The 16,553-nt window shown below is 66.3% G+C and carries 11 protein-coding genes and 1 CRISPR repeat array; of the genes, 6 read left to right on the top strand and 5 right to left on the bottom strand.

The features are described 5' to 3' along the window. Positions 1-263: 263 nt before the first annotated feature. The 3 genes from HMPREF2883_RS09595 to HMPREF2883_RS09585 are packed head-to-tail and all read right to left on the bottom strand — an operon-like array spanning position 264 to position 4,727. Entirely contained in the window at positions 264-1,796 is a 1,533-nt protein-coding gene (locus HMPREF2883_RS09595; protein WP_256277416.1) for a hypothetical protein, read from the bottom strand. 22 nt (positions 1,797-1,818) lie between these two features. Continuing rightward, on the bottom strand, positions 1,819-2,277 hold the full coding sequence (locus HMPREF2883_RS15140) for a hypothetical protein (protein WP_176747197.1): 459 nt from the start codon (positions 2,275-2,277) through the stop codon (positions 1,819-1,821). Then, positions 2,274-4,727 carry a hypothetical protein gene (locus HMPREF2883_RS09585; RefSeq protein ID WP_070661588.1) on the bottom strand — a complete coding sequence of 818 codons (2,454 nt, stop codon included), beginning with the start codon at positions 4,725-4,727 and terminating at the stop codon, positions 2,274-2,276. The genes HMPREF2883_RS15140 and HMPREF2883_RS09585 overlap by 4 nt, the downstream gene beginning before the upstream one ends. A gap of 348 nt (positions 4,728-5,075) precedes the next feature. Here HMPREF2883_RS09585 and HMPREF2883_RS09580 point away from each other — a divergent pair, with 348 nt between their 5' ends. Genes HMPREF2883_RS09580 through HMPREF2883_RS09560 form a run of 6 tightly spaced genes read left to right on the top strand, consistent with a single transcriptional unit; the run spans position 5,076 to position 13,477 of the window. Then, positions 5,076-7,184, top strand: coding sequence for a Cas10/Cmr2 second palm domain-containing protein (locus HMPREF2883_RS09580; protein ID WP_070661583.1), 2,109 nt, complete (start codon positions 5,076-5,078; stop codon positions 7,182-7,184). Further along, complete coding sequence (locus tag HMPREF2883_RS09575; protein ID WP_256277415.1) at positions 7,181-8,785, top strand: RAMP superfamily CRISPR-associated protein; 1,605 nt, start codon at positions 7,181-7,183, stop codon at positions 8,783-8,785. Before HMPREF2883_RS09580 ends, HMPREF2883_RS09575 begins: the two co-directional genes overlap by 4 nt. Then, complete coding sequence (locus HMPREF2883_RS15555; protein ID WP_256277414.1) at positions 8,752-8,979, top strand: hypothetical protein; 228 nt, start codon at positions 8,752-8,754, stop codon at positions 8,977-8,979. Before HMPREF2883_RS09575 ends, HMPREF2883_RS15555 begins: the two co-directional genes overlap by 34 nt. Then, complete coding sequence (locus HMPREF2883_RS09570) at positions 8,976-10,712, top strand: RAMP superfamily CRISPR-associated protein (RefSeq protein WP_070661580.1); 1,737 nt, start codon at positions 8,976-8,978, stop codon at positions 10,710-10,712. The genes HMPREF2883_RS15555 and HMPREF2883_RS09570 overlap by 4 nt, the downstream gene beginning before the upstream one ends. Then, complete coding sequence (locus tag HMPREF2883_RS09565; protein ID WP_070661577.1) at positions 10,705-11,274, top strand: hypothetical protein; 570 nt, start codon at positions 10,705-10,707, stop codon at positions 11,272-11,274. Before HMPREF2883_RS09570 ends, HMPREF2883_RS09565 begins: the two co-directional genes overlap by 8 nt. Position 11,275: 1 nt before the next feature. Beyond that, positions 11,276-13,477 (top strand): hypothetical protein, encoded by a 2,202-nt coding sequence (locus HMPREF2883_RS09560; RefSeq protein ID WP_070661574.1) that lies wholly within the window; start codon positions 11,276-11,278, stop codon positions 13,475-13,477. Positions 13,478-13,558: 81 nt separating this feature from the next. Here the strand turns inward: HMPREF2883_RS09560 and cas2 are convergent, their stop codons facing one another. Together cas2 and cas1 are read right to left on the bottom strand one after the other, a co-directional pair. After that, positions 13,559-13,840, bottom strand: coding sequence for a CRISPR-associated endonuclease Cas2 (cas2, locus tag HMPREF2883_RS09555; protein ID WP_040321806.1), 282 nt, complete (start codon positions 13,838-13,840; stop codon positions 13,559-13,561). After that, positions 13,837-15,669, bottom strand: coding sequence for a CRISPR-associated endonuclease Cas1 (cas1, locus tag HMPREF2883_RS09550; RefSeq protein ID WP_070661571.1), 1,833 nt, complete (start codon positions 15,667-15,669; stop codon positions 13,837-13,839). The genes cas2 and cas1 overlap by 4 nt, the downstream gene beginning before the upstream one ends. Positions 15,670-16,005: 336 nt before the next feature. After that, positions 16,006-16,553: a CRISPR direct-repeat array (repeat unit 33 nt; unit sequence GTCTTAATGCACCTTCTGGTGCTGGGCGCTTTC).

The following is a 16,553-nucleotide window of genomic DNA, read 5'->3' as shown; positions in this document are numbered from 1 at the left end:
CCCCTGCCTCTGGGAGCGGCGTCGTTGCGCCGTTTCCGGGGGGGGTGGAGCGCCACCGGCTCCGCAGGCACCCCGCGGGACCGGCCGGCACGGCCCCTATTTAACCACTTTTCGGCGTCCTGGCGCCAAGCGCCACCGACGCCCCCTCGGGCACCTTCAGCCACCAGCTTCCAACGACGTCAAGCCAAAAGGTCGACGTTCCCGTCTGTGACTGCGGACACGTCCTGGTGTGGTGGAGGTGGAACCGGGCTCTGGACTCGGCGTCAGGAGCGTTTCCCACGCCGAGCCACCCGGCCGCCCACCTTGTCAACAATCAGCCAGATCCCACCGCCGATGAGGACCGACCCGATAAGACCGAAGCCAAGAATCCACCCCCATCCCGCGTCCCAGCCGCCGATGCTCTGGTGCCGGACCGCGATACCCTTGGCGGCCTCCCAGTTGGACCAGATCTCCAGGAACACGCTCAGCGGCAGGCCTATGAAGGTCAGGACCGCCAAGGCGATCTCCATGACCCGCGTGGAGCGGGCGCGCTCCTCCTCGGCCTTCTGGTCGGCGCGGCCGATGCGCATCAGTACGTTCTCGCGGAGCCTGTGCGCCTGATCTCTGGCCTCCTCAACCAGCAGAGGAATCCGGTAAGTGTCCAGCAGGTAGGTCAGGAAGGCGTCGAGCTGTCTGTCGGCGTCGGTCATCATGGTCCACTGCTCGGAGACGACGAACCCGACCGCCTCCGAGTCGAGCTCGATCACACGATCCACCTCATCCGCAGCACGCGGCTGAACGTCGGCCAGACGAGCCATGAGCGAGGAGGCCCGGAAGCGCTGAAGCAGCATGAGCAGAATCGCCTCGATGAAACGCCCCTCAACCTGGGCCAGCGGGAAGAACCCTCCCTGCTGAACCTGACAGAAGGAGCACCCATGGGACCCTGCGTAGGCCACCCAGGTCTGCGAGAGCCGGTGGAGCTGCTGAGCACGCTGCTCGAAGAGCCCATCCTGGAAGGTCTCGTCGGTGCGCCGAGGAAGATGCCCCCACCGCCACGAACTGACGATGACGCGTTCCCTCGTCATACCCGATCCGGGCTCGGTGACGGACTGCCTGAGCCCCCGGAACTGCCCGCCCGCGGCCCTCTCCTGCTCAGTGCGCGCATCAGAGTCGTCCAGCTCGAAGCCCTCTCCCAGCTCCGAGGCGACGACGTCGTACGGCACGTAGGTGATCGTGTAGGGGTCGATATCCTCATGGCCGTTCACGTCAGTGGCGCCGAAGCCGTGGCCGACCTCGTCCGGGCCGTGTCCGGACAGGAGAGAGAGGACTCGACTCACCTCATAGACGAGTTCCTTCCTCCCCTTCGGTTCCTGAGTGAGGTTACGGACCCAGGAGAACGCCTGAGGGCTCGACGGGTCACGCAGAACCAGGTGCACGGCGATAAGCACCTTCGTTACCGCCTCCCGAGCAGGGTGCCTGCCGGAGGGGTCGCTCACGGTCTCGACTCTGAGAACGTCCCACGCAAAGGCCGCGAGAGGAGCGGCACCGTGGCTGGTCCGGTTCTTCTCGCTGACGAATACGGGTGAGAGGTCCTCGTAGACGTAGTGGCCGCGGTGCTCAGCGGAGAGCATCCGTTTCCTCACCGGCTCGCGCAGCCGGCGAGATGCCCCGTCGAAAACGGTCCGGCCCACTCCTCCCGTGATCGGTACCGGGCCCGGGGCGAAGAGGCGTCGCCACTGCTCCCACCGCCCGGGCAGCTCCCACGGTACGACGACGATGACGCGCAAGGCGTTGTCATCCTCGGCATCGATTTCCATGAGCTCCGTCGGCGTACGCCCATCAATCTGACTCACTGGGCCGGCCTCCGACTCGACTCGAGGTGGTGTGAGGAGCCTCCCCGTGGGAGGCGAGCCGACGTGCCGCGATGACACGCCCCTGCGCGTCGCGGACGAGGTCGTCGGGCCAGACAAGATCGGCCCGCTCGGCGAAGTGCTCGGCAAGTGTACGGCTCGTGATGTACACCGTGCCCGGGCGGGGAGCGGGCAGAGGGGGATCGGCGCCGTGAAGCACCGTGCCCACAACGAGGGGTACTGCCGTCGGCGAGTCCTCGGGGCGCGAGGGATCGACGACGTGAAGCGTCTCCAACCGACCCCCGGACAGGACAAGACGCGGCACCATCCCGGATGCGGGGATGCGCAGTTGCTTCCCGGCACCGAGGTCGAGGACGACGTCATGCGGCGTGAGATTGACGAGGCGCTGCGGCGGGGCGCAACCTCGCTGTGAGCTGGTGCCGGTCACGGCTTTTCCCCGTAGCCGGTCTTCCCCAACGCCTCCACCTGGTCTCGCAGCGACTGGAGTCTTGTTCCCCAGTCACTGGGATAAACACCGTGCTCCCGTTCAACTGCGGAAATAGTGCAACGCAATAGATCTGCATACGTATATGAGTCCCTCTGCTTGTATCCGCTTATGGTACCTCTGACTGCCTCTGTGAGCGCCTTGCGTCCGTGGGCTACCGGGAGCTTGTTTCGTGTGCTATTCAAAAGGCAGAGGAGAATGCTGGCGTTCTCGCGATCGAGATCATCAGTGAGTGAAGTGCGCCTGGTATCGTCGCTGCCCGATCTAGACAGTATGACTGGTTCTTTGAAGCCGGGGCCCTTAAATCGTCCTGACGGTGGACGAATCAACTCGGCAACGATAGCGGCCAGGCGTACCTGCGCATCGGGAGGAATTTTATCCATCAGGCTCGCTGCCGCACTCATCGTTCCCAGGATGACGCGGGTGAAGTCGTCGAGGGCCTGTGCTCTCACTGCTTCGCTTAACTGCCTTGCAAGATCTATGGCTTCATGCGAAAGTGCTTCCATTGCTGGATCGCCCAAGGTGAGAAGCCTGCTGGCAGTTAGTAGGTCGAAGCGGTCAAGACAGTATGTGGTTGCTTTCAGGAGTGCCTGGCGAACGTCACGGTCGAGGCCTAGCTGGTGAAACTGAACAGATTCTTTAGACTCACCTGTCTCAGCGTCCTTGCTGTTCACCGTCGACAAGAGGAATACGGGAACTCCGTGCTTCGCTCCGAAGGTCTGAGCCGCATGGAGCAAACTGATGGCGGCCGCCTTCTCTCCCAGGACTGTCACGACAACGGCACGAGGCCGGGCTGTGCGTTCCTCAAGCCAGTGCTCTGCGGCCCTGCTCAGTTCGTCCATTGTTGAAGATATGGTTCCCGAAGAGACTCCGGGTTGAGTGACCGACTCTCCGTAGTTGTGGACTTTGATGGAGGTCTCGTCCAGAGTCCAAGGTGAGTATGAGGCCGGGAGCCCTCCGCGCTTTACCTCCTCCACTACTCGTCGACCCTCGCTGATGCTCGAGCTGGAGCACGCGATGAAAGGACTCAGTGTGAGGGGTCCGTGAACGGCACATGCTTGCCGTACCGAATCACTTGGTTCCGACGTGAGAAGGGAGGTGATAATGGGTTTTCGTTCTCTTCCGGTGGGTTCATCGGCGCCGGAGGGGACGGGGTGGTTGTGAGACACTTTTCCCTGGGCGGTCAGCAGGCATACGTCGCCGGACGGCACTGACAACCATTCCGGAGGCTCTCCGACTGCCTGCTCTATCCTCTCCTGGAGATTGTTGGAGGTGAGGTTCCTCAATGGTGACTCAAGGTTGTGCGTCGCATACTTTCCTAAGTCGTTCAGATCGCCTTGAGCTGCCAGCCAGGATTCCGGCTCCTCCAGGGGGTGATCGTTTTCCTTTCGTTTGAGTTTTCCGATAATCTTTCCCAGCTCGCCTTTAAGGTTGGAGTCCTTGAGTTTCTGGGAGTCGTCGCGATAGTGGTGTTTGTCTCGAAGATGTTTATAATTTGCAACCACCCAGGATCGTAGCGTCATCGCGGCGGCAAGGTCGCCGCGGGCGACATCTGCTTGAAGAACCTGCGCGAAGTCCTCGACCGATGGCTCCGAATCCAGCTCCCCCATGACCCGACGAACCGCGTCGGCGGCCTTCTTCACCTCCGCGTCGATGTGGCCGGATTGTTCATAGATATCATTCAGAACCGTCGGCAGCCCGAGCCCCATGAGCCAGCCCCGCAACGGATCGGCGTCGACCGACATCGGGATCAGGGGGAGATCCTGGCTGCCCGATCCTTCCTCGACGCGGTCGACGAGCATGAGTGACCACTCGTCCTGATGGGTGGCTGCGGCGACTCCGGCTGCCTCGACGAGGACTGCGGTAGCCCCTCCCGCCATGGCTAGTAGGACGTGCCCGTCGTGCGCGCCGATCCTCCGCTCCAGCAGCTCGGTGCTCGCCTGGTTAACCGTAAGGTCTGGTAAAATGCAGGATTCGATGTGGATGTCATCCACTCCGGCTAAAGCCGATATGTCGTCAGAAATCTCGCTGAGCTGATGAGTGAGAGAGCGTGCGAGCTGGTCTGTGGGGGTGCGTCCCCCTTCGGCGCCGATGATAAGAATATCTGCCTGGCTGACGTCTTTGGTTGCAAGTCTCGACAGGGCTCGTATCTCTTTCTTCAGTGCGCTGCCGGGGGGTGTCGAAGCGTCTTCTTCGTCGGTGTCGATGTCTATCTGGTGGTCGAAGCTCAGTTCCAGAAGCCGGGATGCGATGCCGGAGGAAGTTCTTTGGGAGTTAAGCTCGGCCAGGCGAGACGCCAAGTCATCCTCAATATCTTCTTGGGCGCGCTTGCGATTCCCCTTCTTTAATGGGATCCCAAGATCTGCTGTACCTGCGATATGAACAAGCAGCATGATTGACTCTTCTCCTTTGAATGGTGCAGGTGCGCCCTTGAGGCGCTGGAAATGAAGTTCGCGTCGGCATGCTCTGCCGCTGCCTGGCCGTCTATGTGGCGGGCTGGTTGAGAGGCGGTCGCCTGCCCCGTAACAGTGCCACACCCGCGGCGGGTGCGCAGAGTTTTTACAAGGTTGGATGTTGTTGCGTGTTGTTGGGGTAGCGGGGAAAACCGGCGACCATAAACCCGCATGGCAATGTTTGTCAAGGACGTCATTGTTCTGGGTGAACGCTCGCCACGCCAACCGGATGTCTGGTAAGACTATCCCGGGGCCCACAGCCGCGCCACCGTACGAACGGAGTTGACGATGCACCTTGTCATGCTTGAAACCAACGGGAATCAGCGCTTCATCTTCTCCTCGCCGCGGCTGCGGGACAGCGTCGGAGCGTCCTCCCTGCTGACCAAGCTCGAGCAATGGACTGCGCACGAGCTCCTCACTACTGGCGGGGCCGCAGCCTGGCGCGCGGCTCGCGGACTGCCCGACGGCCGAGAACCGCACGAGTCCCAGTGGGTCTCCGTGTCCTCCGGCAAGGTCATCTTCCTGGTGGATTCAGCCCAACAGGCCAAGGACGTCATCGGCGCCGTGACGCGTACGGCTCTCGCCAAGGCGCCGGGCATGGACGTCTCCGGCGTCTTCATCTCCCTGCCCACTCCTTCCGATCCGCAGTCCGGTCCCGTCTACGTCACCGAGAGCGCACTCAAGGAGATCCACGCGGAAGCAGCCCGCTACGCCCTCCAACGCCCGCCCGCCGAGGCGCGCTTCTCCCAGCTTCCGTTCCTCAGCCGGGCCAAGGACTCCTCCCTGCCCGCCTCCCCGCCGCTGGCCACCTGGGACGAGGCCAAGGATGATCGCCAGGACGCGCTGTCGCTGGCCTCGCGCGTCCGGCGCTACGGGGCGTACCAGGCACGGCTCGATCTCCTGGACAAGGGGGTCGATCGCAGCTCCGACCTCTCAGACAAGCAGGCGCTTCTCACCCGCGACCCGACGATGCTGGCCAAGAAGCTCCACCAGGTTTTCGTTGAGGGCATCGAGCCGGTGGGTGATGAGGGCAGGCCGTCACCTGAGGAGAGTATCGCGCAGGGAGCAGAGGAGCTCCGTCCGCTTGAGCACGCCATCCAGTCCAACCCGGACGCCAGCAGCACCGCTGACTCAGACATCGACTCCGGCGACTACGCCTTCCTGTCCAAGGTCGCTGTCATCCACATCGACGGCAACGGCGTCGGCGGCATCATGAAGGAGCTCAACTCCTCGAAGGACCGTGTCGCCCCAGGCGTGTTCAAAGCCAAGGTCGGCTGCGACCGCGATGACCCCGACGCGTTGCGGCGCTTCCTTCGGGCGGTCAACAAGCGCCTGCAAAACGCAGTCGAGCACGCCTTCGCCGCAGCATGGACGCGAATCGACGAGCTGTCCCGTCACGACGACGACCGGGCCGGGCGGAGGCACACCGCCATCCCCGTCGTCCCGGTGATCCTCGGTGGCGACGACGTCACCGTCATCACCAGCGGCGACTACGCCCTGCCCTTCGCCGCCGCCTACCTCCGCTACTACGAGGAGGCCACCGGCAACGACCCGATCCTGTGCTACCTCACCCCGCCCGAGGGGCAGGACACCGGCCCCATGACCGCCGCTGCCGGCGTCGCCATCGTCAAACGCAACTTCCCCTTCCACATCGCCTACGAGCTGGCCGAGAAACTGGTTGGTCGTGCCAAGAAGGTCGGCAAGACGGCGCAGCCGCTGTGCTCAACACTCGACTACCACGTCCTGTTCGACACCACGGTCCTCGACCCCGATGAGGCCATATGCGGCTACGAGCGCTTCACCACCCGTCCCTTCCGCCTGCTCAACGACGAGACGTCGTCGGCCGTGAGCACCTGCGATGACGGCTCTAGAACTGCAGGCTCCGGCGACGGTGAGGGCAGCGCATCCGCCGACTCCTCGACGAACGGCCTTCGCCACGAGTCCTGGGAGGCGACCTGCCGGCGTGTCGCCCGGTTCAAGGGGGTGCCCCTCGGCAGCACCGACGAGAGCCGGAACGAGACCGACTTCGAACCGTTCCCACGCACCCGGGCGGCGCGCATCCGCGGCCTGCTGTCCGCGGATGCGCGGGAACGAGCCGCTCATCGTGACGACGACGCGACGGACGCTCCGACCGCTGAGGCGTCGGACCGCGAGACTCCGGGCTCCGAGACGCCTGAGGAGAAGGAGGAGCGGGAGACTCCGTCGCACCGTCGCGCCCGCGACGAGTGGAAGGCGGCCCGCGAGGATGTCGGCGGCTGGATCGACACCGAGCTGGGCGGCCTGGGCGCCGTGTTCGACCTCCTGGAGCTCTCCGACCTCCTCCCGCCCTCCTTCTTCGAGTTTTCCCTCCCTGACCTGGGGGAGGCCCCCAACACAGCATCGGAGGCCACCGAATGAGCCCCTCATCTCCGACCTCCTTCCTCCTGTCGGTCACCTTCCACTCCGACTGGGGCGTCACCACCGGAACCGGTGTCGCCGGCGGCGTGGACTCCGTCGTCGAGAAGGACGAGCGCGGCCTGCCGATCGTGCGCGCGACCGTGCTCGCCGGCGTCGTGCGGGAGCAGTCGCTCCTCGCGGCCCAGGCACTCGACGACGGCTCCGGCCGCTCCTGGCGCGCCTTCGCCTCCGCACTGTTCGGCTCCGACCTGGCGCCGCGGCTCGTCACCTTCTCCGACGCCAGACTTATCGACCCGCCGGCCGACCCCACCGACCTCATCCACGAGGTCATCTCCCTGTCCATCGACGAGAGGACCGGCACAGCGCGCGAGGACTTCCTGAGGATCTTCGAACGCGCCGGCGCCTGCCGACTGCGCGGCGAGGTCACCCTGTCCGACGTCGATAGGGACGGACGCCCCCTGACCTGGAGCGACGAGCAGCGCGACGCCGCCGAGCTCCTCCTGGCCCTCTCGGGCTTGCTGGTGCGCGCAATCGGCTCCAACCGGGCCGTCGGCGACGGCGTCTGCGACGTCCTCATCCACGCCGACCACGAGCCCGGCGACACCCGGGCCGTCAAGGACTGGTGCCGCACACAGCTGGGCAGGTGGAAAGGGCGCGGCGCACCGCAGGTCCCCGCGGCGGACGCGACCGCTGCGGCCGCCCCGGTCCTCAAGGCGAGCCCTGCACCCACCGCCGCCGGCACCTTCCACGAGGCGACCCTGACGGTCGACCTGCGAACCCCGGTGGTCTCCTACCAGGTCCCCATGTCCAACGAGATCCGCTCCCTGGACTTCCTGCGCGGCACCGTCCTGCTGCCCTGGGTGCACCGGCTCATCACGCGCACCGTCGCCCAGGCCCCCGGCGCACCGGAGGCCCTCGTCCAGGAGGTCCGCGACGCCGTCGTCAACGGGGAGCTGCTCGTCTCCGACGGCGTCGTCTCCTACCAGGGGGAGCGTGGGCTGCCGATGCCGCTGGTGCTCTCCAGCCCCAAGGTCGGCCAAGGAGCCGAGAGCCAGGAGCCCAAGACGGCTGAGGGCGAGGGCGACGGGGAGATGCGCGTCTGCAACCGGATGCGCGCCGAGGAGCCCGAGCACGAGGTCCACAAGCCGCTGCGTAACGGATACGTCTTCCCGGCCGCCGGCGCGAGGGGCGCCCCGGCGCTCATCGGGCGGCAGTCCACGGCGCACGACGCCGCCACCGGGGCGGCCAGGGACGGCCAGCTCTACCTGGTGCGGGCGCTCCCGGCGGGCCTGAGCCTCCAGGCGACGGTGACGGTCTCAACCCGCCTGTACCAGCGGATCGGTGAGCAGCTGGAGGCCCTCGCCGGCACCGGGCACCGGGCCCGCCTCGGGGCGCGTCGCCTCAGCGGCACCTTCGGGGAGACCGAGTGCACCCTCTCGGCCTTCGCACCGAGCCCGGCGCCCCCATCGAGCTCGCCGAGGCGGACGGGACGCGCTTCAACGCCGGAGTCAGGCACCGGCGCGTGGACTCCTGGTCCGCGGCGAGCCACCAGCCCCGGGCCACCCGCATGGCCATCCAGGCCGGCTCGGTCCTCAAGGTGAGAACCACCGCCCCGGAGAAGCTGGCCGCCCTGGCGGCCGTCGGCATCGGGGAGCTGCGGGCGCAGGGCTTCGGGCGGTTCGTCGTCGGGCACCCCCTGCTGGAGAAGGAGACGTTCACACTGAGGAGCCTTCACGGGGAGGACCTCGCACCGACCGCTGATGGTGCTGCGGCAACGAAGGAGGCTCAGCGATGAGCGTGACCCGCTATGAGCTCACCGTCCACCTGGTGACGGACGCGCCCCTCCACTCGGGAGGCATCGACGAGGTGGTCGACCGCCGGCGCGGTCCAGAGGATAGGACCACCGTCGCCCGGCGATTCGCACGCGACGGCCACGGCCATCCGGTCCTCACCGGACGCTCCGTCAAGGGCGCCCTGCGAGCCGCCTGCCAGCGATTCCTCGAGGAGCACGGCGACGCCGTCGGACTGGCCGAGCGCGAGCTGCAGCAGCTGTGGGGCGATGACGGAACGCGCGGGGCCGGCTCGGCGGCGCCGCTGCGGGCCTCGGCGATCACCGTGCACACGGTCGAGCTGCCCACCGAGGGCTATGAGGGGAATGAGGAGCACAAGATCGTGCTCCCGACCCGGATGGGCAACGCCATCGACCGGTACTGGGGCTCGGCCGGCGACACCGCGCTGTTCAAGCACGAGTACCTGCCCCGCGGCAAGGAGCTCGCCCTGACCATCACCGCGGAGGCCGGGCTGCCCGACGACGTCGAGGTACCTCAGGGCGATGTCGCCCCGCCCGGGCCGGAGCAGGTCGAGAAGCTCTTCGCGCTCATCATCGGGCTCATCAAGGACGGCAGGGTCGCCTTCGGCGGCCGGCAGAACGCCGGGTGGGGGAGAGTCGCGCTCAGCGACTCGGAGAAGGCCTGGACCCTCACCAAGGCGGAGCCGGGCAGCCGGGCAGGACTGGAGGAGTGGCTCTCCGGCGCCGGCGGCCGCTCGGTCGACGTCGCCCCCGTGGACTGCGGGGGCAGCGGCCGGATGCGGATCGAGATCACCTGGGACAGCCCCACCGGGATCCTCGTGGCCGAGCCCCAGGATGACGGCTCCCAGGAGGAGGCCGACGCCGGGGCCGCAGACGGATCGCCGGAGGGCGCGGACTCTGAGGAGACGAAGCCGGCCCGCCCCCTGCGCGCCGGCCCGGAGGAGACCGACCCGATCGTGCTGCCCGGAAGCTCCGTCCGCGGAGCGCTGAGGACCCGGGCGACGCGGATCGCCCGCACCATCCTGCTGGCGAAGAAGGACCCGAGCACGGGGGCCGACTGGTCGAGTGCCGGCGTCCACGAGCAGCTCGCGCAGGATCCGAGCCTGGTGCGGGACCTGTTCGGGTCGACGACCCACCGCGGTGCGCTGACGGTCCTCGACACGCTCACCGCCAAGGACGGCCCGAGCCGCAAGGTCACGCACAACGCCGGCGACCGGTGGACCGGCGGCGTCGCGGACGGGTTGCTCTACAGCGAGGAGGTCTACGACTCCACCTGGAACAGCATCGTCGTCGAGCTCGACCTCGACCGGTTGCTGACCAATGCGCGGGCGGGCCTGGGGGAACCGGGCGGGCAGGAGGACAGCCGGGGCGAGGACCGCAGCCGCGCCGCCTTCTGCCTCCTGGGGCTGGTGCTCGCCGAGCTGGCCGCCGGGACGCTCCCACTGGGGAGCCGCGGCACCCGGGGCATGGGGCAGGTCGAGGTCAAGGCCATAGCCGTGACCGGAGGAAAGGGCCTGGGGATCGAGAACTGCTCCCTCAAGACCTCCGAGGACGGGACGGGCGAGTCGCTTCCTCGGCGAATTCTGAAGGGGCTCAGAGACGTGAACTCCGGGATCGAGAGGAATCCGAGAGCCGGAGCCGGCTGGGAGGGATGGTCCTCCTACCTGGTGGGCAGCAGCGAGAGGCCGCTTGAGGACAAGGAGGAACGGGATGCCTGAGAAGACGTGGGAGCCGGAGCCGTTGCGAGAAGCGGTCTGGAAAGACGTACCCGGCGCGGGAGCCGAGCAGCCCGGGGGCGCCGAGCTTCAATGGGTTCTTGAACGCGCCGAGGACCTGGGAGGCGAAATGAACGGCGTGGCCTACACGACCAGCGGCGCCTACTCGGTGAGAAGGGCGGGGACTTCCGGGCTCACGACTCTGATCGCGAAGGATGGACAGGCCGGTTCCCGGGAGGAGGAGATCGACCTGGACACGGTCTTCGAGCTGCGCCTGTGGCGGGTGAGGGGCAAGAAGACCGACGGCGGCGGCAGTGTCGCCGGCGAGGACGGCGTCCTGGCCCACGAGCTGCGGTGGCTCAACGGCAGTGGGGCCGCTGAGATCGTGGTCGGCGCGTCCCGCGAAGGTCTCCCGGGCGGCAGCGACTGCTGGGTTCGGGACAACAGCTACCTCCAGCACGGAGAGAAAGGCGACGTCATGACCGGCATCGAGGTCTTCACCGTGGAGGAGACGTACGGAAACACCGTATTCGCCGACGAGCTCATGACCGGAAGGTGGGGCTGACATGACCGCGTTCCAACCGTTCCACTCCGCCGTCAACCGGATTCCGGTTCTCAGACCAAAAGTCCTTGATCTTGTAGATCGAAAGGCACTGCCCGCCGACCTGTTCGGGGACCAGGAGCCCCCGGCGCACGATCACCTGTCGTCGGAGCGCTGGTCGGGGTCGATCGATCTCGAGCTGACGGTGAGGACTCCTCTCGTCTACGGCGAGCAGAGGGGGAACCCCAGTGGCGGCACCCAGGTCGAGATCCCCACGGATCAGCAGGGTCGCGTGGTGTTCCCGGGGACGATGGTCAAGGGAATGCTGTCGCGTGCCTATGAGGTACTGACCGCGTCCCGATTCAGAGTGTTCGAGGAGCACGCCAAGCCGCTCACCTACAGGGCGGATGTCGCTGATGCGTTGCGCCTCGTCCCGGTACGGGTCGTGGAGGTGAAGGCCAACGATGGGGGAATCATTGTTGAGCTGTTGCGCGGCAGCACCGGGGACGGGGAGGCGGAGTACAAGGATCAGTTCGATGATCGCCCGTTCCCCATCATGCTCGCCGCCTCCCTCCAGGACGGAGGAAGAGGGCATGCTAAACGTGGGAGTGGATTCAATGAGACACAGTTCCGTGCGATGACGAGGCATGAGAACAAGGTGCGTTGCGATCTGGCACTGTGCTTGCATCCACGGGGAGGTCATTATGCGTACTGGCAGGTGGTAGGCCTGTACGACGGCCAGGGGAATCCCGTCTGCGCCTTCGATGTGCGGAACGATATAGACGTCGTGGGCGAGCGCAATGATGTGACGGGTTACGTCTATCGCACAGCGAGGGACGGGGATCAAGCCTCGGACGTGTTTCCTCGGAAGCACGATGAACGGGTGTTCTTCGATCTCTCTGAGAGTCCTGAAAGGCTCGAAGTGGACCGGAGTGTCGTTGAGGCCTATCGCGGAGTCGTCGACAGCTATGCGCAGCAACGTGAGGAGAACGACCTCCAGCCTGGGATGCGTCCGAACCGCTTCACAGGTGTGGACTCCGAGTCCCTCCTCCACGTGGGATCCCTGGCATACGCCGTCCTCTCCGACGATGAGACCGCCGTGGAGGAGCTGGTGCCGACCATGGCGGGACGTCGCTCGTATTGCATGAGCCCCCGCAGTCTTGCTGAGGAGCAGCGTGTTGCTCCTCTCGGGTCCGCCGCAGAGGCGTCAGCCGCCGACAGGCTCTTCGGGTACGTCGTCCCCGACACGCGTGAAGGTGCTGAAGACGGTGACGTCGCCTCCAGGGGGCGGCTCATCTTCGGGCAGGTGGATACCTCCTCTGTTGTCTTGAGTCGAGAGGAGACGCCCATCGCGCCTCTTCTCTCCCCCAAACCGGCTTCTGCTCGCAGATTCCTGACCGACAGGAATGGTCGGACTCCTCGGAACGCGGGGGAGGTTCTACGGCGCTCAGAGTATTTCAGGTCCGGACAGCACCTTGGTGTGGCGGTGCACCCGGTTCATCGCTCGATTGTGGGCTCGGAGGCGTTCCCCGCGTCGGCGACGCGGGCTCCCCGTCAGGAAGGAGTGACCCAAGGGGAGAATCTTCAGATTCAGTCGGTGGTGAAGACCTGGCTCCGTCCCGGAAGCGTCCTGCGGTGCCGGATGCGGTTTGAGAACCTGTCTCGCAACGAGCTCGCCGCCCTGGTCTGGCTGCTGGAACCTGCGAATCTTGTCCCGGCGTCGGAGCAGAACGCGGAAAAGAGTAAGGTCGGCTATCTTCGCGTCGGGCTTGGTAAACCATTGGGTCTCGGTGCCGTTGAGGTGCGCATGGTGAAGGACGGGCTTCGAGCCGTGAACGTGGGCGGTGAGAACGATCTTACTGAGGCATATCAGAACCTGTCAGGCTGCTTGGGCGTCAGTGAGACGGTGCATCGTCCTGCGGACTTCGCGCTGAAGATCAACCCGGCCGCCTTGCCATGGGTTCAGGCTCTCCAACGCGCGTCCTTCGGGTACTCGGACGGCAGGCCTGTCCGTCACATGCTGCTCAATGAGAACCAGGAGAACAACAAGGTCGATCGCTACGGGGATCCTAAATGCGGCTTGAGCCCGGTCGACATGTTCGGGGACGGAGACACGAAGCCTCTTCAGGTTCCTGAGCCCGAGCGTCGCAACGGGGGCCGGCCGCATCGTGGAGGGCGCCAAGGCGGCCACCACGGCAACACTCATCACCACGGCCGGCGGCACTGATCGTCGCACAAGACACGGTCGTCGTCGCCGGACGGGGCGGGGTGCGCTGGTGAGCTGCGCCCCGTTCGGCGCGCCGCCGGCTCACCACACCCCTCGGTACAGCCCGGCGTCGTCGAGCGCGGGCGCGGTCCCGTGGACCTCGCTGCGCGCCAGGCAGGAGTCGCACAGCGGGTAGAGGTGGATGACGTCGTCGGCCTGGTTGATGATCTCGGTGACCTGCCGGCGCACCTCGTCGAGCTCGGCGGGCTCCAGCCGCAGCTGGAAAACGGACTCCTGCAGCCGGTAGCCCCAGCCCTCCAGCGCGGCGGCCAGGCGGGCCCGCCGCGTATCGGAGGCGATGTCGTAGGCGAGGATGACGATCATCGCCACGACGCACCGGTCCACTCGTAGCCGGGTTCGGTGATGGCCCGCCCGAGGAGCTGGGCGCCGTGGTGGATGTGGCGGCGCCAGGTGCCCGAGAAGCCGGGCATGGCGCCCTTGACCTGCCGCTGGAGCGTCGCCTCGTACCCGTCGACGAGCGTCTTCTTGCCCTTGCTGTTCAGCCATACGCCCTCGCCGTCGGGAGAGGTGGTGGCGTGCTCCGGGCGGAGCCGCTTCGAGCGCAGCAGGGACAGGACGGTGCGGTCCACCAGGAGCGGCCGGAACTCCTCCATGAGGTCCAGGGAGAGGCTGGGGCGCTTGTCGGTGGAGGCGTGCAGCACCCCGAGCGAGGGCTCGAGCCCGGCGGCCAGTAGAGCGCCCGTGCACTCGGCCAGCAGGATCGCGTAGGCGTAGGAGAGGGCGGCGTTGGCCAGGTCCTTGGGTGGGCGGCGGCTGCGCCCGTCGAAGGCGACCTCCGGTGGGACCAGTCCGGACAGGCAGCTGAAGTAGGCCGTTGAGGCGGCGCCCTCCAGCCCCATGAGCTCGTCGACGTCTGCGGCCTGCTCAGCGTCGGCGGCCAGCTGCCGGATGGTGGTGCAAGGCGTCTCGACGCCGCTTCCCCGGCTACGCCGGCCGGTGCGGTGCAGCACGGAGACCTGGTGGCGCATCTTGGCCCGCACGATGGCACGCGCCAGTGGGAGGCGGGCATCGTCGTCGGTGGCGAAGGACGCCTGGGTCAGGAGTCGGCGGGCGCTGGCTGTCGAGCGGGGGCCGGCGAGCTGGCCCAGGTAGCCGCCGTGGCGGGAGAGGAAGATGACGTCGATGTCGTTGTACAGCGCCCAGGACCGGGCCCCGGATGAGAGCCCGACGGCGCCGGTGAGGACGATCCGGCTGACGGCCCGGCGGGGGATGGAGACCTGCGGCAGGCCGTCGGCGCCGTCGACGATGAGACGGTTCTGGCTGATGTGGACGCGGGCGCCGTCGCGGCCGACGTAGACCACCTGGTCCGGGTCGGGACGGCCCTTGATGTCGTGGCGGGGGTCGACGGGCGGGAAGCTGCGGGAGAAGTCCGTCCCCAGGTAGCAGAAGCCCTCATCGAAGCTGGTCATGGCGGTTTTCTCCTGGTTGAGTCGGAGTCCTCTGGGCGTCAGGAGGGAGTCGAGGAGCTCGAGGGCCTCCAGGAGGTCGGGTTCATGGGGGCTGCAGATGACGATGTCGTCGGCGAAGCGGGCGTAGCCGTAGCCCGCGTCGCCCATGGCCCGGTCGACGTCGGTCAGGGCCAGGTTGGCCAGGAGTGGGGACAGGCAGGAGCCCTGGGAGATGCCGCGGTTGCGGGTGCGCCGCTCGCCCCTGGCGCGCCGAGGCCGGGCAATGAGCCGGATGAGGTCGATGGTGCGCGGGCAGCCGGCGATGGGGGAGAGGATGGCTAGGGCGTCCTCGATGCTGAGGTTGGGGAAGTAGTCCTCGATGTCGGTGCGCAGCACGTAGCGGTAGCCGGTGTCTCGCAGCCTGGCGAGGTGGTCGACGGCGTCGTCGGTGCCGATGCCCGTCCGGTAGGCGAAGGAGCAGGGGGACATGGCGAGGTCGGCTCTGTGGGTGATCGTGTTGACGACCGCGCGCTCGACGACCCGGTCCCGGATGGAGGGGATGTGCAGGGTGCGGACCTCCCCGGAGGTGCCCTTGGGGATGCCGAAGCTCAGGAGCGGGTCAGGTTCGTAGGTTCCTGAGCGCAGGGACTCGGAGAGCTCGGTGAGGAAGTCATCGAGATGCTCGGCGAACTCCTTGGTCTTGCGCTGCAGGATGCCGTCGGAGGCGTCCTTGGCGAGGACCATGCGCCAGCCTCCCTCCAGGCCCTCGCGGGAGCTGATGCGCTCGAACAGGGTGCCGGTGGCCGCCTCGGACGACGTAAATCCTGCTGCGTGCTGGAGCGGGTGAATGTCCTCCCCGAGGTGCTGGCCCGGTTTCGCGCGATCGGAACGACGGCGACGACGGTGCGGGCGAGGTGGGGATGGCGGTGTCGTTGATAGTGGTGGTGATGGCTGGGCTGGACGCATCATTGCGGCCTTTCAAGGGCGGGAACGTGAAGAGGCTCTGGAGGACAGGATATCGAGATTCTGGCGGGCAAGGGAGAAGATCGGCATGCGATCTCCCGGCACGTGTCGATATATGCCTTCATGCACCTTCTGGTGCTGAATGCTTTCTGACGAGAGGGAGCGCCAGCATGGTCTGAGCGGTGATTCTGGTCTTAATGCACCTTCTGGTGCGAGGTTCCTTTCTGGCACATCAAGGGGAACAAGAAGGAGGACGAGGTCTTCACGTCTTAATGCACCTTCTGGTGCTGGGTGCTTTCTGACGAGGAAAGAGAGGACCTGGAACAGGAGGTGATCCTGGCGTCTTAATGCACCTTCTGGTGCTGGGCGCTTTCTGACGGAACTTTCCTTGGGGTTGCTGGATCCAACATCAGCGTCTTAATGCACCTTCTGGTGCTGGGCGCTTTCTGACTCGGCGCCAAGGTACATTCAAACTCGCTCGATATTCCGTCTTAATGCACCTTCTGGTGCTGGGCGCTTTCTGACGACAAGCATGGATTCAGGGGTGTTAGCCCGATCCTGTCTTAATGCACCTTCTGGTGCTGGGCGCTTTCTGACTCGTGATGGTGCCTGGCGACCTGTGCTGGGTGCCGGTCTTAATGCACCTTCTGGTGCTGGGCGCTTTC

This window comes from Actinomyces sp. HMSC075C01 (assembly GCF_001812965.1).
GTDB lineage: Bacteria > Actinomycetota > Actinomycetes > Actinomycetales > Actinomycetaceae > Actinomyces > Actinomyces acetigenes.
This window is presented reverse-complemented; position numbering and strand designations above follow the sequence as displayed.

Bases quoted from the DNA above. Each gene is read 5' to 3' on its own strand.
- HMPREF2883_RS09595 (WP_256277416.1), bottom strand. From the start codon at position 1,796: ATGGAAATCGATGCCGAGGATGACAACGCCTTGCGCGTCATCGTCGTC.
- HMPREF2883_RS09585 (WP_070661588.1), bottom strand. From the start codon at position 4,727: ATGCTGCTTGTTCATATCGCAGGTACAGCAGATCTTGGGATCCCATTA.
- HMPREF2883_RS09580 (WP_070661583.1), top strand. From the start codon at position 5,076: ATGCACCTTGTCATGCTTGAAACCAACGGGAATCAGCGCTTCATCTTC.
- HMPREF2883_RS09575 (WP_256277415.1), top strand. From the start codon at position 7,181: ATGAGCCCCTCATCTCCGACCTCCTTCCTCCTGTCGGTCACCTTCCAC.
- HMPREF2883_RS15555 (WP_256277414.1), top strand. From the start codon at position 8,752: ATGGCCATCCAGGCCGGCTCGGTCCTCAAGGTGAGAACCACCGCCCCG.
- HMPREF2883_RS09570 (WP_070661580.1), top strand. From the start codon at position 8,976: ATGAGCGTGACCCGCTATGAGCTCACCGTCCACCTGGTGACGGACGCG.
- HMPREF2883_RS09565 (WP_070661577.1), top strand. From the start codon at position 10,705: ATGCCTGAGAAGACGTGGGAGCCGGAGCCGTTGCGAGAAGCGGTCTGG.
- HMPREF2883_RS09560 (WP_070661574.1), top strand. From the start codon at position 11,276: ATGACCGCGTTCCAACCGTTCCACTCCGCCGTCAACCGGATTCCGGTT.
- cas2 (WP_040321806.1), bottom strand. From the start codon at position 13,840: ATGATCGTCATCCTCGCCTACGACATCGCCTCCGATACGCGGCGGGCC.
- cas1 (WP_070661571.1), bottom strand. From the start codon at position 15,669: ATGGTCCTCGCCAAGGACGCCTCCGACGGCATCCTGCAGCGCAAGACC.